Source organism: Streptomyces sp. NPDC052016 (genome assembly GCF_044548445.1).
In the GTDB taxonomy this organism is placed as follows: domain Bacteria; phylum Actinomycetota; class Actinomycetes; order Streptomycetales; family Streptomycetaceae; genus Streptomyces.
Genome location: NZ_JBIUBX010000036.1, coordinates 18,022 through 32,773 on the forward strand (window position 1 = coordinate 18,022; position 14,752 = coordinate 32,773).

At 71.9% G+C, this 14,752-nt stretch carries 13 protein-coding genes; 6 read left to right on the forward strand and 7 right to left on the reverse strand.

Going from position 1 to position 14,752, the window contains the following annotated elements; all coding sequences use genetic code 11:
* Positions 1 to 77: 77 nt before the first annotated feature.
* Positions 78 to 875, forward strand: coding sequence for a carbon-nitrogen family hydrolase (locus ACIHAR_RS35270; protein WP_365463023.1), 798 nt, complete (start codon positions 78 to 80; stop codon positions 873 to 875).
* A gap of 300 nt (positions 876 to 1,175) precedes the next feature.
* On the opposite strand, the gene ACIHAR_RS35275 is transcribed toward ACIHAR_RS35270, so the two are convergent.
* Together ACIHAR_RS35275 and ACIHAR_RS35280 are read right to left on the reverse strand one after the other, a co-directional pair.
* Positions 1,176 to 1,670, reverse strand: coding sequence for an LURP-one-related/scramblase family protein (locus ACIHAR_RS35275; protein ID WP_400023292.1), 495 nt, complete (start codon positions 1,668 to 1,670; stop codon positions 1,176 to 1,178).
* Positions 1,667 to 2,665, reverse strand: a complete 999-nt coding sequence (locus ACIHAR_RS35280) for a helix-turn-helix domain-containing protein (protein WP_365463029.1) — start codon at positions 2,663 to 2,665, stop codon at positions 1,667 to 1,669. Before ACIHAR_RS35280 ends, ACIHAR_RS35275 begins: the two co-directional genes overlap by 4 nt.
* 52 nt (positions 2,666 to 2,717) lie before the next feature.
* Between ACIHAR_RS35280 and ACIHAR_RS35285 the strand changes: the two genes are divergently transcribed.
* Both ACIHAR_RS35285 and ACIHAR_RS35290 read left to right on the forward strand, forming a co-directional pair.
* Complete coding sequence (locus ACIHAR_RS35285) at positions 2,718 to 3,110, forward strand: cupin domain-containing protein (protein ID WP_365463032.1); 393 nt, start codon at positions 2,718 to 2,720, stop codon at positions 3,108 to 3,110.
* Positions 3,111 to 3,187: 77 nt separating this feature from the next.
* Entirely contained in the window at positions 3,188 to 5,017 is a 1,830-nt protein-coding gene (locus ACIHAR_RS35290) for an NHL domain-containing thioredoxin family protein (protein ID WP_400023293.1), read from the forward strand.
* 12 nt (positions 5,018 to 5,029) lie between these two features.
* Here the strand turns inward: ACIHAR_RS35290 and ACIHAR_RS35295 are convergent, their stop codons facing one another.
* The 4 genes from ACIHAR_RS35295 to ACIHAR_RS35310 all read right to left on the reverse strand — a co-directional run bounded on the left by ACIHAR_RS35295 (position 5,030) and on the right by ACIHAR_RS35310 (position 9,612).
* Complete coding sequence (locus ACIHAR_RS35295) at positions 5,030 to 5,281, reverse strand: DUF6458 family protein (protein ID WP_365463038.1); 252 nt, start codon at positions 5,279 to 5,281, stop codon at positions 5,030 to 5,032.
* 101 nt (positions 5,282 to 5,382) lie between these two features.
* A complete protein-coding gene (locus ACIHAR_RS35300) occupies positions 5,383 to 6,681 on the reverse strand; it encodes a M18 family aminopeptidase (protein ID WP_388751508.1) in 1,299 nt (432 codons plus the stop codon).
* A gap of 121 nt (positions 6,682 to 6,802) precedes the next feature.
* On the reverse strand, positions 6,803 to 8,629 hold the full coding sequence (locus ACIHAR_RS35305) for an acyl-CoA dehydrogenase (protein ID WP_400023295.1): 1,827 nt from the start codon (positions 8,627 to 8,629) through the stop codon (positions 6,803 to 6,805).
* A gap of 134 nt (positions 8,630 to 8,763) precedes the next feature.
* Positions 8,764 to 9,612 carry an intradiol ring-cleavage dioxygenase gene (locus ACIHAR_RS35310; RefSeq protein WP_365463357.1) on the reverse strand — a complete coding sequence of 283 codons (849 nt, stop codon included), beginning with the start codon at positions 9,610 to 9,612 and terminating at the stop codon, positions 8,764 to 8,766.
* A 167-nt stretch (positions 9,613 to 9,779) separates the two neighbouring features.
* Between ACIHAR_RS35310 and ACIHAR_RS35315 the strand changes: the two genes are divergently transcribed.
* From ACIHAR_RS35315 to ACIHAR_RS35325, 3 genes are all read left to right on the forward strand, one after another.
* On the forward strand, positions 9,780 to 10,244 hold the full coding sequence (locus ACIHAR_RS35315) for an SseB family protein (protein WP_400023296.1): 465 nt from the start codon (positions 9,780 to 9,782) through the stop codon (positions 10,242 to 10,244).
* Between the two features lie 120 nt (positions 10,245 to 10,364).
* On the forward strand, positions 10,365 to 11,342 hold the full coding sequence (locus ACIHAR_RS35320) for a pirin family protein (protein ID WP_365463363.1): 978 nt from the start codon (positions 10,365 to 10,367) through the stop codon (positions 11,340 to 11,342).
* 112 nt (positions 11,343 to 11,454) lie between these two features.
* A complete protein-coding gene (locus ACIHAR_RS35325) occupies positions 11,455 to 12,537 on the forward strand; it encodes an AI-2E family transporter (protein WP_365463366.1) in 1,083 nt (360 codons plus the stop codon).
* On the opposite strand, the gene ACIHAR_RS35330 is transcribed toward ACIHAR_RS35325, so the two are convergent.
* Complete coding sequence (locus ACIHAR_RS35330; RefSeq protein ID WP_365463369.1) at positions 12,471 to 14,639, reverse strand: SpoIIE family protein phosphatase; 2,169 nt, start codon at positions 14,637 to 14,639, stop codon at positions 12,471 to 12,473. The two genes, ACIHAR_RS35325 and ACIHAR_RS35330, sit on opposite strands and share 67 nt — an antisense overlap.
* Positions 14,640 to 14,752: the final 113 nt, after the last annotated feature.

Below are 14,752 nucleotides of genomic sequence, written 5' to 3' on the forward strand. Positions count from 1 at the left end.
GTGAGGCACCCCGGCAGTGCTTTCGTGTGACGATCGTAGGCCCGTGTGGACGACTCGAATGCCAGGACGGTGGTAGTGTGCGCGCCTCTCTGATCCAGATCGCCGTGGAAGAGGGCGAATCGGTCGAAGCGCGGCGGGCGCGGGTCGCCTCGCTGGTGCGCGAACAGAGCGGGGCCGCCGACCTCGTCGTGCTGCCGGAGCTGTGGACCACCGGGGCGTTCGCCTACGAGGACTTCGCCGGCGAGGCCGAGCCGCTGGAAGGCCCCACTCACGAGGCGATGGCCAAGGCCGCGAGCGACGCGGGCGTGTGGCTGCACGCGGGCTCGATCCCCGAACGGGACCCCGACGGCCCCCTCTACAACACCTCTCTCGTCTTCTCCCCCTCCGGCGACCTGGCCGCCGCCTACCGCAAGATCCACCGCTTCGGCTTCGACAAGGGCGAGGCCGTGCTGATGGGCGCGGGGCGCGAACTGGTGACCGTACGGCTCCCCGAGACGACCGTCGGTGTGGCCACCTGCTACGACCTCCGCTTCCCCGAACTCTTCCGCGGCCTCGTCGACGCCGGCGCCGAGACCCTGGTGATTCCGGCGGGCTGGCCGGAGCGCCGCCGGGCGCACTGGACGCTGCTGGCCCAGGCGCGGGCGGTCGAGAACCAGGCGTTCGTGCTCGCGTGTGGAACGGCCGGGACGCACGCGGGAGTTCCCCAGGCGGGTCACTCGATCGTGGTCGATCCATGGGGCGAGGTGCTCGCGGAGGCCGGCCCCGGCGAGGAGGTCCTCACGGTGGAGTTCGACCCGGCGAAGGTGGCGACGACCCGAGAGCAGTTCCCGGCCCTGAAGGACCGGGTGCTGGGGCTGGAGCCGCCGCGCCGCTGAGCGCCGCACGCCGCCGCACCGCTGCGCCGCTGCACCGCTGAGCCGCCGCGGTGCTGAGCCGCCGCGCCGCCGCGCCGCCGCGCCGCCGCGCCGCGTGCCGCCGCGCCCCCGGCCCGTCCCTCAGCCCGGGGCCCGCGCCCCCGGCCCGGTACCCGTGCCCCCGGCCCGGTACCCGTGCCCCCGGCCCGGTACCCGTGCCCCCGGCCCGGGGCCCGTGCCCCAACCCCCGGCCCGCGCCTCCGGCCCGCGCCCCCGGCCCGCGCCCCCGGCCCGGGCCCGGGCCCGTGCCCCCGCCCGGGCTCAGTCCTCCCGCTCCTTCTCCACCAGGTGGATCACGCACACCGTCACCGCGATCAGCAGCGCCGGATCCGCGTCCTCCCGCACGACGTCGACGCCGTACGTCTCCCGCACGTGCAGCCACCGCCGGGAGACGACGGCCAGCAGCTCACCGTCGTACTCGATCGCGAACTCGCGGTCGAGGATCTTGCCGCTGACGTCGAGCACGGTGCGGCCGTCCGCCAAGGCGACCCGGTAGTGGTTGCGCAGCAGGGAGAGCCGCTTGCGGCGGATCGTCGCCAAGGGCTCGCCGTCCCGCTCGATCACCATCGTGTCGCGCAGGGCGAACATCTTCTGGTGGATGTCGACCAGGACCTGCCCGTGGACGTCCTTCAGCTCGAAGGTGTCCCGCAGCCGGATCGCCTTGCCGTCGACGAGGTACACCCTGTTGCCGCGGTCGTCCTCGATCCAGTAGTCGTCACCGAAGGCGAGGAGCCGGTCGCGTACGAGGAATCTCATACGGTCAGCGCTTCCCCGGCGGCCGGTCCGAAACGCCGCCGGTAGGCCGACGGGCTGAGTCCCGTCTCCCGACGCAGCCGCGCCCGCAGGTTGGCGGCGGTTCCCAGGCCGCTGCGTGCCGCCACCAGGTCGAGCCGCTCCTCCCCGCGCTCGATCAGCCGGCAGGCGAGGGCCACCCGCTCTCCGGTCAGCCAGGCCAGCGGGGTCGTGCCGAGCTGCGCGCGGAAGCGCCGGTGCAGCGTCGCCGGCGACACGGCCGCGCGGGCCGCGAGGTCCGCCACCGTCAGCGGCTCCCCCAGCCGCTCCTGCGCCCAAGCCAGCAGCGGGGCGAGCGACTCGTCCGGCACCTCCGGCAGCGGCCGCTCCACGAACTGCCGCTGCCCGCCGTCGCGGTGCGCGGCGAACACCAGCCGCCGGGAGACGGCGTTGGCGACCTCGGCGCCGTGGTCACGGCGTACGACGTGCAGACCCAGGTCGAGGGCGGCCGCACTGCCCGCGGCGGTCAGCAGGCCGCCCTCGTCGACGAAGAGTACGTCGGGCTCGAGCCGCACCCTCGGATGCAGCGCACGGAAGGAGTCGGTCCACATCCAGTGCGTGGTGGCGCGCCGACCGTCCAGCAGCCCTGCCTCGGCGAGCGCGAAGGTACCCGTGCAGAAACTCATCACGCGCGCCCCCCGCGCGTGGGTGCGGCGGATGGCGTCCAGGACGTCGTCGCCGCGCGGGACGACGTTGTCGGGCCGGCCCGGCACGACGAGCGTGTCCGCCGTGTCGACGGCGTCGAGGCCGGCCGTTCCGGTCATCGCGAAGAAGCCGTGGTTCATCCGCACCGCGCGCGTGGGCGTGCACAGCACCACCTCGTAGAGCGGCACCGGCCGTCCCAGCTCCGGGCGGGGCAGCCCGAACAACTCGGTGGCGACCCCGACCTCGAAGGGGTTGGTGCCCTCGTCGACGATCACGGCGACCCGGTGCGGACGGTGAGAGGATCCTTGCGGCATATGCGATTCCTAGCACTCGCGCGGCCCCCGCGCCACGGCCGACGATGACGCCATGACCGACGAACCCGTAGTCCTGTCCGCCGCCCTCGCCTCCTTCGCCGAGCAGTGGAGCCCCCGCATCGTCACCACCGTCAACGACTACGACGTCCGCGTCGCCAAGGTCGAGGGGGAGCACCTCTGGCACGCCCACGACCACACCGACGAGTTCTTCCTGGTGCTGGAGGGCGAGCTGCACATCGGCCTGCGCGAGCCGGCCGGCGAGCGCACGGTCGTCCTGCCCCGGGGCAGCGTGTTCACGGTCCCGCGCGGCACCGAGCACAAGCCCTACGCACCCGTCCCCACCCAGATCCTCGTCATCGAGCCGACCGGCACCTCCACGGTCGGCGACCGCCACGACGACGTGCCGGCGCACGTGGACGAGACGACGGGCCACGCCCTGCCGTGACCCGTCGCCCCCGGGGCCGCACTCCCGGCGCGGGGGACGGACGCGTGCCCCCGCACCGGAGTGGCACCCTGGACGCCATGAACGACTCCTCCCCGGCCCCGACCCCCCGCCGTGCCCGCGTTCGAGCCCCCGAGCTGATCGGCAAGGGCGGCTGGCTGAACACCGGAGGCGAGGAGCTCACCCTCGCCGAGCTGCGAGGCAAGTGCGTTATTGTTGATTTTTGGACATTCTGCTGCATCAACTGTCTGCACGTCCTCGACGAGCTCCGCGAGCTGGAGGAGAAGCACCGCGACACGGTCGTCGTCATCGGCGTGCACTCGCCGAAGTTCGTGCACGAGGCGGAGCACGACGCGGTCGTCGACGCCGTCGAGCGCTACGGCGTCGAGCACCCGGTCCTGGACGACCCCGAGCTCGCCACGTGGAAGCAGTACGCCGTGCGCGCGTGGCCGACGCTGGTCGTAGTCGACCCCGAGGGGTACGTCGTCGCGCAGCACGCCGGTGAGGGGCATGTGCACGCCATCGAGCGGCTGGTGAGCGAGCTGGAGGCGGAGCACGAGGCGAAGGGGACTCTGCGGCGCGGGGACGGGCCGTACGTGGCGCCGGAGCCGGAGCCGACCGCGCTGCGGTTCCCGGGCAAGGCGGTCCTGTTGCCGGAGGGGACCTTCCTGGTCAGCGACACCACCCGGCACCAGCTGGTGGAGCTGGCCGCCGACGGGGAGACCGTCGTGCGGCGGATCGGTTCCGGCACGCGCGGGTTCGTCGACGGACCGGCGGACACGGCAGCCTTCAGCGAGCCGCAGGGGCTGGCGCTGCTGGACGACTCCTCCGTCGTCGTCGCCGACACCGTCAACCACGCCCTGCGCCGCCTCGACCTCGTCTCCGGTGAGGTGACGACCCTGGCCGGGACGGGGAGGCAGTGGTGGCAGGGCTCGCCGACCGCGGGGCCGGCCCGGGAGGTCGACCTCTCCTCCCCGTGGGACGTGGCCCTGTTCGGCGGCAGGGTGTGGATCGCGATGGCGGGGGTGCACCAGTTGTGGGCGTACGACCCGATCGACGCGACCGTCGCCGTGGCGGCCGGCACGACCAACGAGGGCCTGGTCGACGGTCCCGCCGCCGAGGCCTGGTTCGCGCAGCCGTCGGGGCTCGCGGCCACTCCCGAGCGGCTGTGGCTGGCCGACTCGGAGACCTCGGCCCTGCGCTGGGTCGACGCCGAGGGCGGGGTCCACACCGCCGTGGGCACCGGGCTGTTCGACTTCGGTCACCGGGACGGCGCCGCCGGCCAGGCTCTGTTCCAGCACCCCCTGGGCGTCACCGCGCTGCCCGACGGGTCGGTCGCCGTGAGCGACACCTACAACCACGCCCTGCGCCGCTACGACCCGGCGACGGGCGAGGTCACCACGCTCGCCACCGACCTGCGCGAGCCCAGCGGCGCCGTCCTCGTCGGTGACGACATCGTGGTCGTGGAGTCGGCCCGGCACCGTCTCACCCGTCTGCGTCTGCCGGAGGAGGCGGTGCGGGTGGAGGCCGTGGCCCACCGTACGCAGCGGGCAGCCACCGAGGTGGCGCCGGGCAGGCTGCGGCTGGACGTCATCTTCGAGGCTCCCGCGGGCCAGAAGCTCGACACGCGTTACGGCCCCTCCACGCGTCTGCTGGTCTCCTCCACCCCGCCCGAGCTGCTGCTGTCGGGTGAGGGCGCCGGCACCGAGCTGACGCGCGCGCTGGAGCTCGACCCGGCGGTGCGGGAAGGGGTGCTGCACGTCTCGGCGATGGCCGCGTCCTGCGACGACGACCCCGCCAACGAGTACCCGGCCTGCCATGTCCACCAGCAGGACTGGGGCGTTCCGGTGGTGCTCACCGAGAGCGGCGCCGACCGGCTGCCGTTGGTCCTGGCCGGCCTGGACGCCTGATCCCGGGAGCGGTCACACGCCGTAGCCGTCGTTGTACCCGTCACGGTGGTGGTGCCGTTCCGTCTCGACCACGGTGGTCGAGGCCGGGGGCACCATCACCCGACGGCGCCGGGCGATGCTGCTGAAGGTCGTCACGCCGATCAGGCCGACGATCATCAGGATGACGCCGACCAGGTCGAGGTTGACCCCCTGCATGTCCCAGTCGGTCGCGAACGTGAGGATGGCTCCCACGGCGATGAGGATGATGCACCCGCCGAGGCCCATGAGTGTCGCCTCCCTGTCGGTCTACCGGTCGTTCCGGTGTCCGGATCCGGGTACCCCGTCGGGCAACTCCCATGCGGAGGTGGTCCCTTACGGGCCGTCGCCTAGTCCTCCAGGAACGCCACCAGCGCGTTCGCCAGCAGGTACGGGTCGTCCGCGCCGCTCAACTCCCGCGCGCTGTGCATCGACAGGATCGCCACGCCGATGTCCACGGTGCGGATCCCGTGCCGGGCCGCGGTGATCGGGCCGATCGTCGTGCCGCACGGCATGGAGTTGTTGGAGACGAAGGACTGGAAGGGCACGCCCGCCTTCTCGCAGGCGGCGGCGAAGACGGCCCGGCCCGAACCGTCGGTGGCGTAGCGGTTGTTGACGTTGACCTTGAGGATGGGGCCGCCGTTCACGCGCGGGTGGTGCGTCGGGTCGTGCCGCTCCGCGTAGTTGGGGTGGACGGCGTGGCCGGTGTCGGAGGAGAGGCAGACGGTGCCGGCGAAGGCCCGTGCGCGGTCCTCGTACGACCCTCCGCGGGCGAACACCGAGCGTTCCAGGACGCTGCCGAGCAGCGGGCCGTCCGCGCCGGTGTCCGACTGGGAGCCGTTCTCCTCGTGGTCGAAGGCGGCGAGGACGGGGATGTGGGGCAGTCCGGCTCCGCCGGTGGCCGCGGCCGTCAGGGCCGCCGTGCCGGAGTGCACGGACAGCAGGTTGTCCATGCGGGGTCCGGCCACCAGCTCCTGGTCGCGGCCCAGGTAGGCGGGCGGCTCGACGGAGTACGTCATCAGGTCCCAGCCGGTGACCTCGCCCGCGGGCAGTCCGGACTCCTCCTCCAGGAAGGCGATCAGGTCGCCGTCGCGGACGTCGTTGCCGAGTCCCCAGACGGGCTGGAGGTGACGCTGTTTGTCGAGCTTGAGGCCCTCGGTGCCGACCGACCGGTCGAGGTGGATGGCGAGCTGCGGCACCCGCAGCAGCGGCCGGGCCACGTCGACCAGGCGGGTGGAGCCGTCGCGCAGGGTCAGCCGGCCCGCGAGTCCGAGGTCGCGGTCGAGCCAGGAGTTGAGCAGCGGTCCGCCGTAGATCTCCACGGCGACCTGGCGCCAGCCGTGCGCACCGGTGTCGGGCAGCGGCTTGACGCGCAGGTTGGGGGAGTCGGTGTGTGCGCCGATGATCCGGAAGGGGGTGTGCGGTGCGGCTCCCTCGGGGACGTACCAGGCCACGATCGCGCCTCCGCGCAGCACGTACTTGCCGCCGCTCGTGCCGTCCCAGGCGTCCGTCTCGGAGACCTGCCGGAAACCCGCCTTCTCCAGCCGCTGGGCGGCGTTCGCCACCGCGTGGTACGGCGACGGGCTCGCCGCCAGGAAGGACATGAGGTCGTCGGTGTGGCCGCGGTCGAAGCGGGAGGGTGCGCTCATGGGTTCACCTTAACGACGTACGAGGGCCCGCTCCTGGCGAAAGGAGCGGGCCCTCGTGTGGACGGTGTGTGCTTCGGTGCAAGCGTGCCGAAGTCGGACCGGCAGGCGTGCCGAAGTCGGGCTAGAAGGCGGCCTCGTCGAGCTCCATGAGGTCCAGCTCGACGCCCTCGGCGACCTTGCGGGCCAGGGTGAGGCCCGGCAGGACGTTGGCCGCGAAGAACTTCGCCGCCGCGATCTTGCCGGTGTAGAAGGCCTTGTCCTTGGCGGAGGCCGTCTCCAGCTTCTCGGCGGCGACCGCCGCGCCCTTGAGCAGCAGGTAGCCGACGACGACGTCGCCGGAGGCCAGCAGCAGACGGGTGGTGTTGAGACCGACCTTGTAGATGTTCTTGACGTCCTGCTCGGTGGCCGCGAGGTCGGTCAGCATCAGGCCGACGATCGCCTCCAGCTCGACGGCCGCCTTGGCCAGGTGCTCGCGGGCGCCCGCCAGCTCCTCGCCGCCGGTGCCGAGGGCCAGGAACTTCTTGATGTCCTCGGCGAGGGAGTTCAGCGCGGCGCCCTGGTTGCGGACGATCTTCCGGAAGAAGAAGTCCTGGCCCTGGATGGCGGTGGTGCCCTCGTACAGGGTGTCGATCTTGGCGTCGCGGATGTACTGCTCGATCGGGTACTCCTGGAGGAACCCGGAGCCGCCGAAGGTCTGGAGCGACTGGGCGAGCTGCTCGTAGCCCTTCTCGGAGCCGTAGCCCTTGACGATCGGCAGGAGCAGGTCGTTGAGCGCGTGCTCGGCCTTGGCGTCCTCGCCCGCGGCCTCCTTGACGGCGATCGCGTCCTGGATGGAGGCCGTGTAGAGGACGAGGGCGCGCATGCCCTCCGCGTACGCCTTCTGCGTCATCAGCGAGCGGCGGACGTCGGGGTGGTGGGTGATGGTGACCTTGGGGGCGGTCTTGTCCATGAAGTTCGCCAGGTCGGGGCCCTGGACGCGCTCCTTGGCGTACTCGAGCGCGTTGAGGTAGCCCGTGGACAGCGTGGAGATGGCCTTCGTGCCGACCATCATGCGGGCGAACTCGATGATGCGGAACATCTGGCGGATGCCGTCGTGCTTGTCGCCGATGAGCCAGCCCTTGGCGGGGTGCTGGTCGCCGAAGGTCATCTCGCAGGTGTTGGAGGCCTTCAGGCCCATCTTGTGCTCGACGTTGGTGGCGTAGACGCCGTTGCGCTCGCCCAGCTCGCCGGTCTCGACGTCGAAGAGGTACTTCGGGACGAGGAAGAGGGAGAGGCCCTTGGTGCCGGGGCCGGCGCCCTCGGGGCGGGCGAGCACGTAGTGGAGGATGTTCTCCGACATGTCGTGCTCACCGGACGTGATGAACCGCTTCACGCCCTCGATGTGCCAGGAGCCGTCCTCCTGCTGGACCGCCTTGGTGCGGCCGGCGCCGACGTCCGAGCCGGCGTCCGGCTCGGTGAGGACCATGGTGGAGCCCCACTGCTTCTCGACGGCGATCTGGGCGATCTTCTTCTGGACCTCGTTGCCCTCGTCGAAGAGGATGCCGGCGAAGGCCGGGCCGGAGGAGTACATCCACACGGCCGGGTTGGCGCCGAGGATGAGCTCGGCGTAGGCCCAGATCAGCGACGGCGGGGCGGTGGTGCCGCCGATCTCCTCGGGCAGGCCGAGACGCCAGTACTCGGAGTCCATGAAGGCCTGGTAGCTCTTCTTGAAGGAGGCGGGGACCGGCGCGGTGTTGGTCTCCGGGTCGAAGACCGGCGGGTTGCGGTCGGCGTCCGTGAAGGACTCCGCGAGCTCGTTCTCGGAGAGGCGGGTCAGCTCCTCGAGGATGCTCTTGGCGGTCTCGGTGTCCATCTCCTCGAACGGGCCGGTGCCGTACAGCTTGTCGCGCCCGAGTACTTCGAAGAGGTTGAACTCGATGTCGCGGAGATTCGACTTGTAGTGCCCCATGGCGACGGCTCCCGGCTCCGTAGAGAGATCGGCGAGGCACTGGATCCTCGCGCTAGTTCACGTACCAACAAGTAGCTACGATGATGCTACCCGTCAGTAATAAGACGCAACCCCGATCCCGTATCTGTGACAGGTCACACCGGAACCGTCAGCGTCGCGGTGTAGCCCTCCGTGACGCCGCCCGTCATCGTGGCCAGCTGCCGGTCGTGGCCGTCGCCGAAGACGCCGTCGGTCTCCAGCGAGAGGCCGCTCAGGTTCCGCACGCTCTCGCCGTAGCCGTCGGAGGCGTACACCGCCTCGCAGGCCTCCTCGGGGAAGGCCAGCTGGGAGGTGTTCGTGAGGGACCGCGCCGCGGTGGCGTCCGCTAGGCTGCCGTAGACCTCGAAGTGGATGTGCGGCCAGCGGCCCGCGTAGCAGCCGGGGAAGACGCTGGTGAAGGTGACCCGGCCCTTGTCGTCCGTCTCCTGGACGCCCCGCAGGTAGTTCTCCTCCGTGACGCCCTCGGAGTACAGGGAGTAGTTGCCGTCCCGGTCGCAGTGCCAGAGGTAGACGGCGGCCCCCTTCTTCGGGGTGCCGCAGCCCGAGGCGGCGTCCACGACCGTCAGCGTGACGGTCAGGGGAACGCCCTCGGCGGTGCCGCCCGCGGAGTCGCCGAAGCTCCTGGTGATGTCGCTGCGGACGACACCGCTCTCCTTCAGGACGTTCACCCCGTTCGAGCCGTCGCCGGGGAAGGGGCCGGCGGTCTCGTCCGGGACGGTCGCGCACTCGGCGGCCGAGGAGGAGGAAGGGGAACCGCCGGACGAGGCGGCCGAGGAGGAGGAAGAGGAGGACGCCGGGGTCTCCTCCTGCGCGCTGCAGCCCACCAGCGGGATCAGGCTCGCCCCCGCCATCAGCCGGATCATGCGGCGGCGGGCGAGGACGGGAAAGTCGTGGGAGAGGCCCCTGTCGTGCTCGTGGACCTCGTCGCCGTCGTGTCGGTGCATGGCTGTCCCCTTGCTCGTGTGGCGCCGTGTCGGGCACCCCCTCGACACGACAGACGCTATGAGCGGCGGCTGTCGGAAACCAGCGCCCTGGCTGTCGACTTGCTGTCGGTTCGCCAGGACCCCCGTACCCGCCCGCCCGCGCGGCCGCTGTCGGTACGCTTGCGCCCATGTACGGCTACGACCAGAACGTCGGCGCTCAGCAGCAGTACGCCCCGCCGCAGCAGCCCATGGCCGGCGGCTACGGGCAGCAGCCGCCCCTGTATCCCGAGCCGTCCCCGCCCTCGCTCGCGGACGCGGTGCGGGCCTTCACCACCGGGCAGATGGCCGCGGAGGACTTCCAGCAGGTCTTCGCGACCTCCAAGGTCTACTGCCCGCGCGGCGACAACCCCGGCTTCCTCGCCCTGCACAACACCCAGCAGCCGGTGATCCCGATGTTCAGCACCCTCAAGGAGCTGCGCCGGTACGCGGGCAAGGAGTCCAAGTTCTTCGTGATCACGGGTGCCGAGGTGCTCGACCTGCTGCCCACCGGCTACGGCTTCGTCCTCGACATGGAGGGCGAGCACCGGATGGTCTTCGACGCGAAGGCGGTCGAGCAGATGGTCGACTTCGCGATGCGCCGGATGTACGGCTAGAAGCCGCTCCTTTGACGCCCGGGCCCGGAGGGAATGTCCTCCGGGCTTTCGTCGTTCTGGGTGGCAGAAAGTTCAACGCTCAACTAATCTGGGACGCACGCCGCCCAAGGAGGTACCGACATGCCCGCAGTGACCGTCGAGAACCCGCTGACGCTGCCCCGTGTGACCGCGCCGGCCGACGCCGTGGCACGTCCCGTGCTCACCGTCACGACCGCGCCCAGCGGTTACGAAGGCGAGGGCTTCCCGGTGCGCCGTGCGTTCGCCGGGATCCACTACCGCCACCTCGACCCGTTCATCATGATGGACCAGATGGGCGAGGTGGACTACGCGCCGGGAGAGCCCAAGGGCACCCCCTGGCACCCGCACCGCGGCTTCGAGACCGTCACCTACATCATCGACGGCATCTTCGACCACCAGGACAGCAACGGCGGCGGTGGCACCATCACCAACGGCGACACCCAGTGGATGACGGCCGGCTCGGGTCTGCTGCACATCGAGGCGCCGCCGGAGCACCTCGTCATGTCGGGCGGCCTCTTCCACGGCCTGCAGCTGTGGGTGAACCTCCCGGCCAAGGACAAGATGATGGCCCCGCGCTACCAGGACATCCGCGGCGGCAACGTCCAGCTGCTGACGTCCCCCGACGGCGGCGCGCTCCTGCGCGTCATCGCCGGTGAACTGGACGGACACGCGGGCCCCGGCATCACGCACACGCCGATCACGATGATCCACGCGACGCTGGCGCCGGGCGCGGAGATCACCCTGCCCTGGCGCGAGGACTTCAACGGCCTCGCGTACGTCCTCGCGGGCAAGGGCTCGGTCGGCGCGGAGCGCCGCCCGATCCACCTGGGCCAGACGGCGGTCTTCGGCGCGGGCTCCTCCCTGACCGTCCGCGCCGACGAGCGGCAGGACTCCCACACGCCCGACCTCGAGGTCGTCCTCCTGGGCGGCCGTCCCATCCGCGAGCCCATGGTCCACTACGGCCCGTTCGTCATGAACACCAAGGACGAGCTCATGCAGGCCTTCGAGGACTTCCAGAAGGGCCGTCTGGGCACCATCCCGGCGGTCCACGGGATGACGGAGAGCGGGCCTGAGGCCTGAGCACCCCTCAGCCGGTCCGCCCCGGCCCCGACGGCCCGCGCGGGTGACACTCCGTCACCCGCGCGGGCCGTCCGCGCAGGACAACCGGGTGGGCGCGTGATGCGCTGGACCCGTGCCCCTGCTCCCCGACCCCGTCCGCCGGCTCGCCGCCTGGTGCGCCGTCGCCCTGCTCGTCTCCGGTGTCGTCTACGTCGGGATCCGCCTCTGTGCGGTGCTCCGGACGGCGGTCGTGCCCGTGCTGCTCGCACTGCTCGGGGCCGCGCTGCTCGGGCCGTTCCACCGGCGGCTGGTCAAGGCGAAGGTCAACCGGTCGGTGGCCGCCGGGGTCACCTGTGTGGCCGTCGTGGGTGTGGTCGGCGGAGCCATCTACATCGTCGTCGCCGCGCTCGTCGACAGCGGGGACCAGATCGTCGCGTCGCTGCGGAGCGCCGCGCGGGACGTCACCCGGCACTTCGGGGCGGCCGGGACCTCACTGGACGACATCGCCGCCAACGCCCGTGAGCTGCTGGGCAAGTTCGGGGGGACCGCGGCGTCCGGTGTCATCAGCGGGGTCAGCGTCGTGGGCGAGGCCATCGCCATGGCCGTGCTCGCGCTGCTGCTCGTCTTCTTCTTCCTGCGCGACTCCGACCGGGCCGTCGGCGCCCTGCGGGCGGTCGCGCCGCGCGGCACCGCGGACTCCGTGGAGTCCATGGCGCGCAGGGCCTTCCACGCCGTCGAGGGCTTCATGCGCGGGACGACGCTGATCGCCTTCATCGACGCCGTGTGCATCACCGTCGGGCTGCTCGTCCTCGACGTCCCCGGCGCGGTGGGACTCGGTGCGCTCGTCTTCGTCGGGGCGTACATCCCCTACCTCGGCGCCTTCCTCTCCGGTGCCGTCGCCGTGCTCGTGGCGCTCGCCGACCGCGGGTTCGTCATCGCGCTGTGGGCGCTCGGAGTGGTGCTCGCCGTGCAGGTGCTGGAGGGGCACGTCCTCCAGCCGATGATCCAGAGCCGGACCGTGCAGATGCATCCGGCGGTCGTGATGGTCACGATCACGGCGGGGGCGTCCGTCGCCGGGATCCTCGGCATGCTGCTCGCCGTACCGCTGACGGCGGCGGCGTTCGGGGTCGCGTACGAGCTGCGGGAGCGTTACGCCCCCGACCAGGCCGCGGCCGCGCCCCCCGCCGCGTCCCCGCCCGAGCCGTCGGGCTCGTAGAGCTCGAACCAGATGCTCTTGCCCTCGCCGCGCGGTGCCACCCCCCAGTCGTGCGCGAGCAGCTCGATGAGGACCAGGCCGCGGCCCGAGGAGGCCAGTTCGCCGGGGCGGCGCTTGTGGGGGAGGTCGTCGCTGCTGTCGGTGACCTCGATCCGCATCCGGCGCTCGCCGGGCCCGCCGGTCACCTCGGCGACCAGCAGCGCGTCGGTGTCCGTGTGCACGAGGACGTTCGTCAGCATCTCGGAGACCAGCAGCACCGCCGAGTCGATCTGTTCGCCGCAGGTCCAGTCGTGCAGCAGCTCGCGTACCTGCTGACGGGCCTCGGCGACCCGCTCGGGCTCGGCCTGCGCGACCGTCAGCATGGTGCGCCGCACCGCCGGCCGTACGGGTACGGCGGCGCCCAGCCCGCAGCCCTCGCCGTGGCGGCAGACGAGAAGGACGGCGATGTCGTCCTCCCGCCGATCGGCGAACGGGCCGGTGGTGTGGTGGGACGACGGCCCGTGGACCGCCTGGACCAGGGCGTCCGCCAGCTCCTCGAGGTCGCCCTCGTGCGCCTCCAGGATCGTGCGGATCCGCCGCCAGCCGGTGTCGATGTCGTGCCCGCCCGTCTCCAGCAGCCCGTCGGTGCACAGCATCAGCGCCTCGCCGGGGTCCAGGACGAGGCGGGTCGTGGGGTAGTCGGAGTCGGGGTCGAGGCCCAGGGGCAGCCCACCGGCCGTGGCGCGGACCATGACCGTGCCGTCGGCCATCCGGATCGCCGGGTCGAGATGGCCGGCCCGGGCGGTCTCCAGGACCCCGGTGACCGGGTCGACCTCGACGTACAGACAGGTCGCGAACCGCGGGTCGGCGGACGCGTCGGCCTTGTCGGTGTGGGTGAGGCCGTAGAAGAAGCGGGAGGCGCGGGAGAGGACGGCATCGGGGCGGTGGCCCTCGGCGGCGTACGCCCGCAGGGCTATCCGGAGCTGGCCCATGAGGCCGGCGGCGCGGACGTCGTGCCCCTGGACGTCCCCGATGACCAGCGCGAACCTGCCTCCGGGCAGCGGGATCATGTCGTACCAGTCGCCGCCGACCTGGAGGCCGCCCCCGGTGGGTATGTAGCGGGCGGCGAGGGTCATCCCCGGTATCTCGGGGCCGAGCGTGGGCAGCATCGAGCGCTGCAGGCCGTCCGTCAGCTCGCGCTGGGTCTCGGCGGCACCGGCCCGGGTGAGGGCCTGGGCGAGCATCCGGGCCACGGTGGTGAGGACGGACCGCTCGTCGGGGGTGAACGCCACCGGATAGGCGAAGGCGGCCATCCAGGCGCCCATCGTGCGACCGGCCACCGTCAACGGCAGGAACGCCCACGACCGGCGGCCGAAGTGGGCGGCCATCGGCCAGGTGAGCGGATAGCGCGACCTGTACTGCTCGGGGGACGACAGGTAGACCGCCCGGCCGGTGCGGGCGACCTCGGCGGCCGGATAGTCCGTCTGGAGGGACATCTGGGTGAAGGGGGCCTCGTCGCCGGGCCGGTGTCCGTGATGCCCTATGAGCGTCAGCCGGTCTCCCTCCACACCGAAGACGGCGAGACCGTCCGGTGAGAAACCGGGCATCGACAGGCCCGCCGCGACCCGCAGCACCTCCGCCGTGGAGCGTGCCTCGGCCAGCGCCCGGCCCGCGTCCAGCAGGAACGCCTCCCGGGAGCGCCGCCAGTCGCCGGTGACGGCGGTCCGTCCGGCGGGCGTGCCCGGCCTGGGCTCGGTGACCTCCTGGAGGGTCCCGATCAGCTCGTAGGCCTTCTTCACCGGGTCGAACGACGGCTTGGAGCGGCTGCGCACCACCCGGACGACCCGTCCCCGGTCGTCCATGATCCGGATACGCACCTCGGCGAGAGTGCCCTCGGCGACCGCGAGCTGGACCACACCGGTGATCTCGTTCCAGTCGACGGGGTGAAGACGGGACCGGGTCTGGGCCTCGGTGAGCACCGTCTCCTCGGCGGGCAGCCCGAGCAGCCGGGCCGCCTCGGCGTCGACCGTGACCAGCCCGGTGGCCGTACTCCAGTGCCACAGGCCGGTCGCGAGGGCGGTGAGGACCTCCCCCACGGCGGGCAGGGCCTCACCAGTGCGCATTGCCCCACTTTAAGAAGAGGCCGTCGGAGTGTGCCACCGAGCACCCGCCGCGCAAGCCACTGATCAACGACTGGACAAGTGGGGAGAGCCGATGGGGGCCCGCCCGGTACCCT

Excerpts from the sequence above, each read along its gene's own strand:
- ACIHAR_RS35315 (WP_400023296.1), top strand. The coding sequence starts at position 9,780 with ATGTACGGCTACGACCAGAACGTCGGCGCTCAGCAGCAGTACGCCCCG.
- ACIHAR_RS35290 (WP_400023293.1), top strand. The coding sequence starts at position 3,188 with ATGAACGACTCCTCCCCGGCCCCGACCCCCCGCCGTGCCCGCGTTCGA.
- ACIHAR_RS35320 (WP_365463363.1), top strand. The coding sequence starts at position 10,365 with ATGCCCGCAGTGACCGTCGAGAACCCGCTGACGCTGCCCCGTGTGACC.
- ACIHAR_RS35305 (WP_400023295.1), bottom strand. The coding sequence starts at position 8,629 with ATGGGGCACTACAAGTCGAATCTCCGCGACATCGAGTTCAACCTCTTC.
- ACIHAR_RS35280 (WP_365463029.1), bottom strand. The coding sequence starts at position 2,665 with ATGCCGCAAGGATCCTCTCACCGTCCGCACCGGGTCGCCGTGATCGTC.
- ACIHAR_RS35330 (WP_365463369.1), bottom strand. The coding sequence starts at position 14,639 with ATGCGCACTGGTGAGGCCCTGCCCGCCGTGGGGGAGGTCCTCACCGCC.
- ACIHAR_RS35300 (WP_388751508.1), bottom strand. The coding sequence starts at position 6,681 with ATGAGCGCACCCTCCCGCTTCGACCGCGGCCACACCGACGACCTCATG.
- ACIHAR_RS35295 (WP_365463038.1), bottom strand. The coding sequence starts at position 5,281 with ATGGGCCTCGGCGGGTGCATCATCCTCATCGCCGTGGGAGCCATCCTC.
- ACIHAR_RS35310 (WP_365463357.1), bottom strand. The coding sequence starts at position 9,612 with ATGCACCGACACGACGGCGACGAGGTCCACGAGCACGACAGGGGCCTC.
- ACIHAR_RS35275 (WP_400023292.1), bottom strand. The coding sequence starts at position 1,670 with ATGAGATTCCTCGTACGCGACCGGCTCCTCGCCTTCGGTGACGACTAC.
- ACIHAR_RS35285 (WP_365463032.1), top strand. The coding sequence starts at position 2,718 with ATGACCGACGAACCCGTAGTCCTGTCCGCCGCCCTCGCCTCCTTCGCC.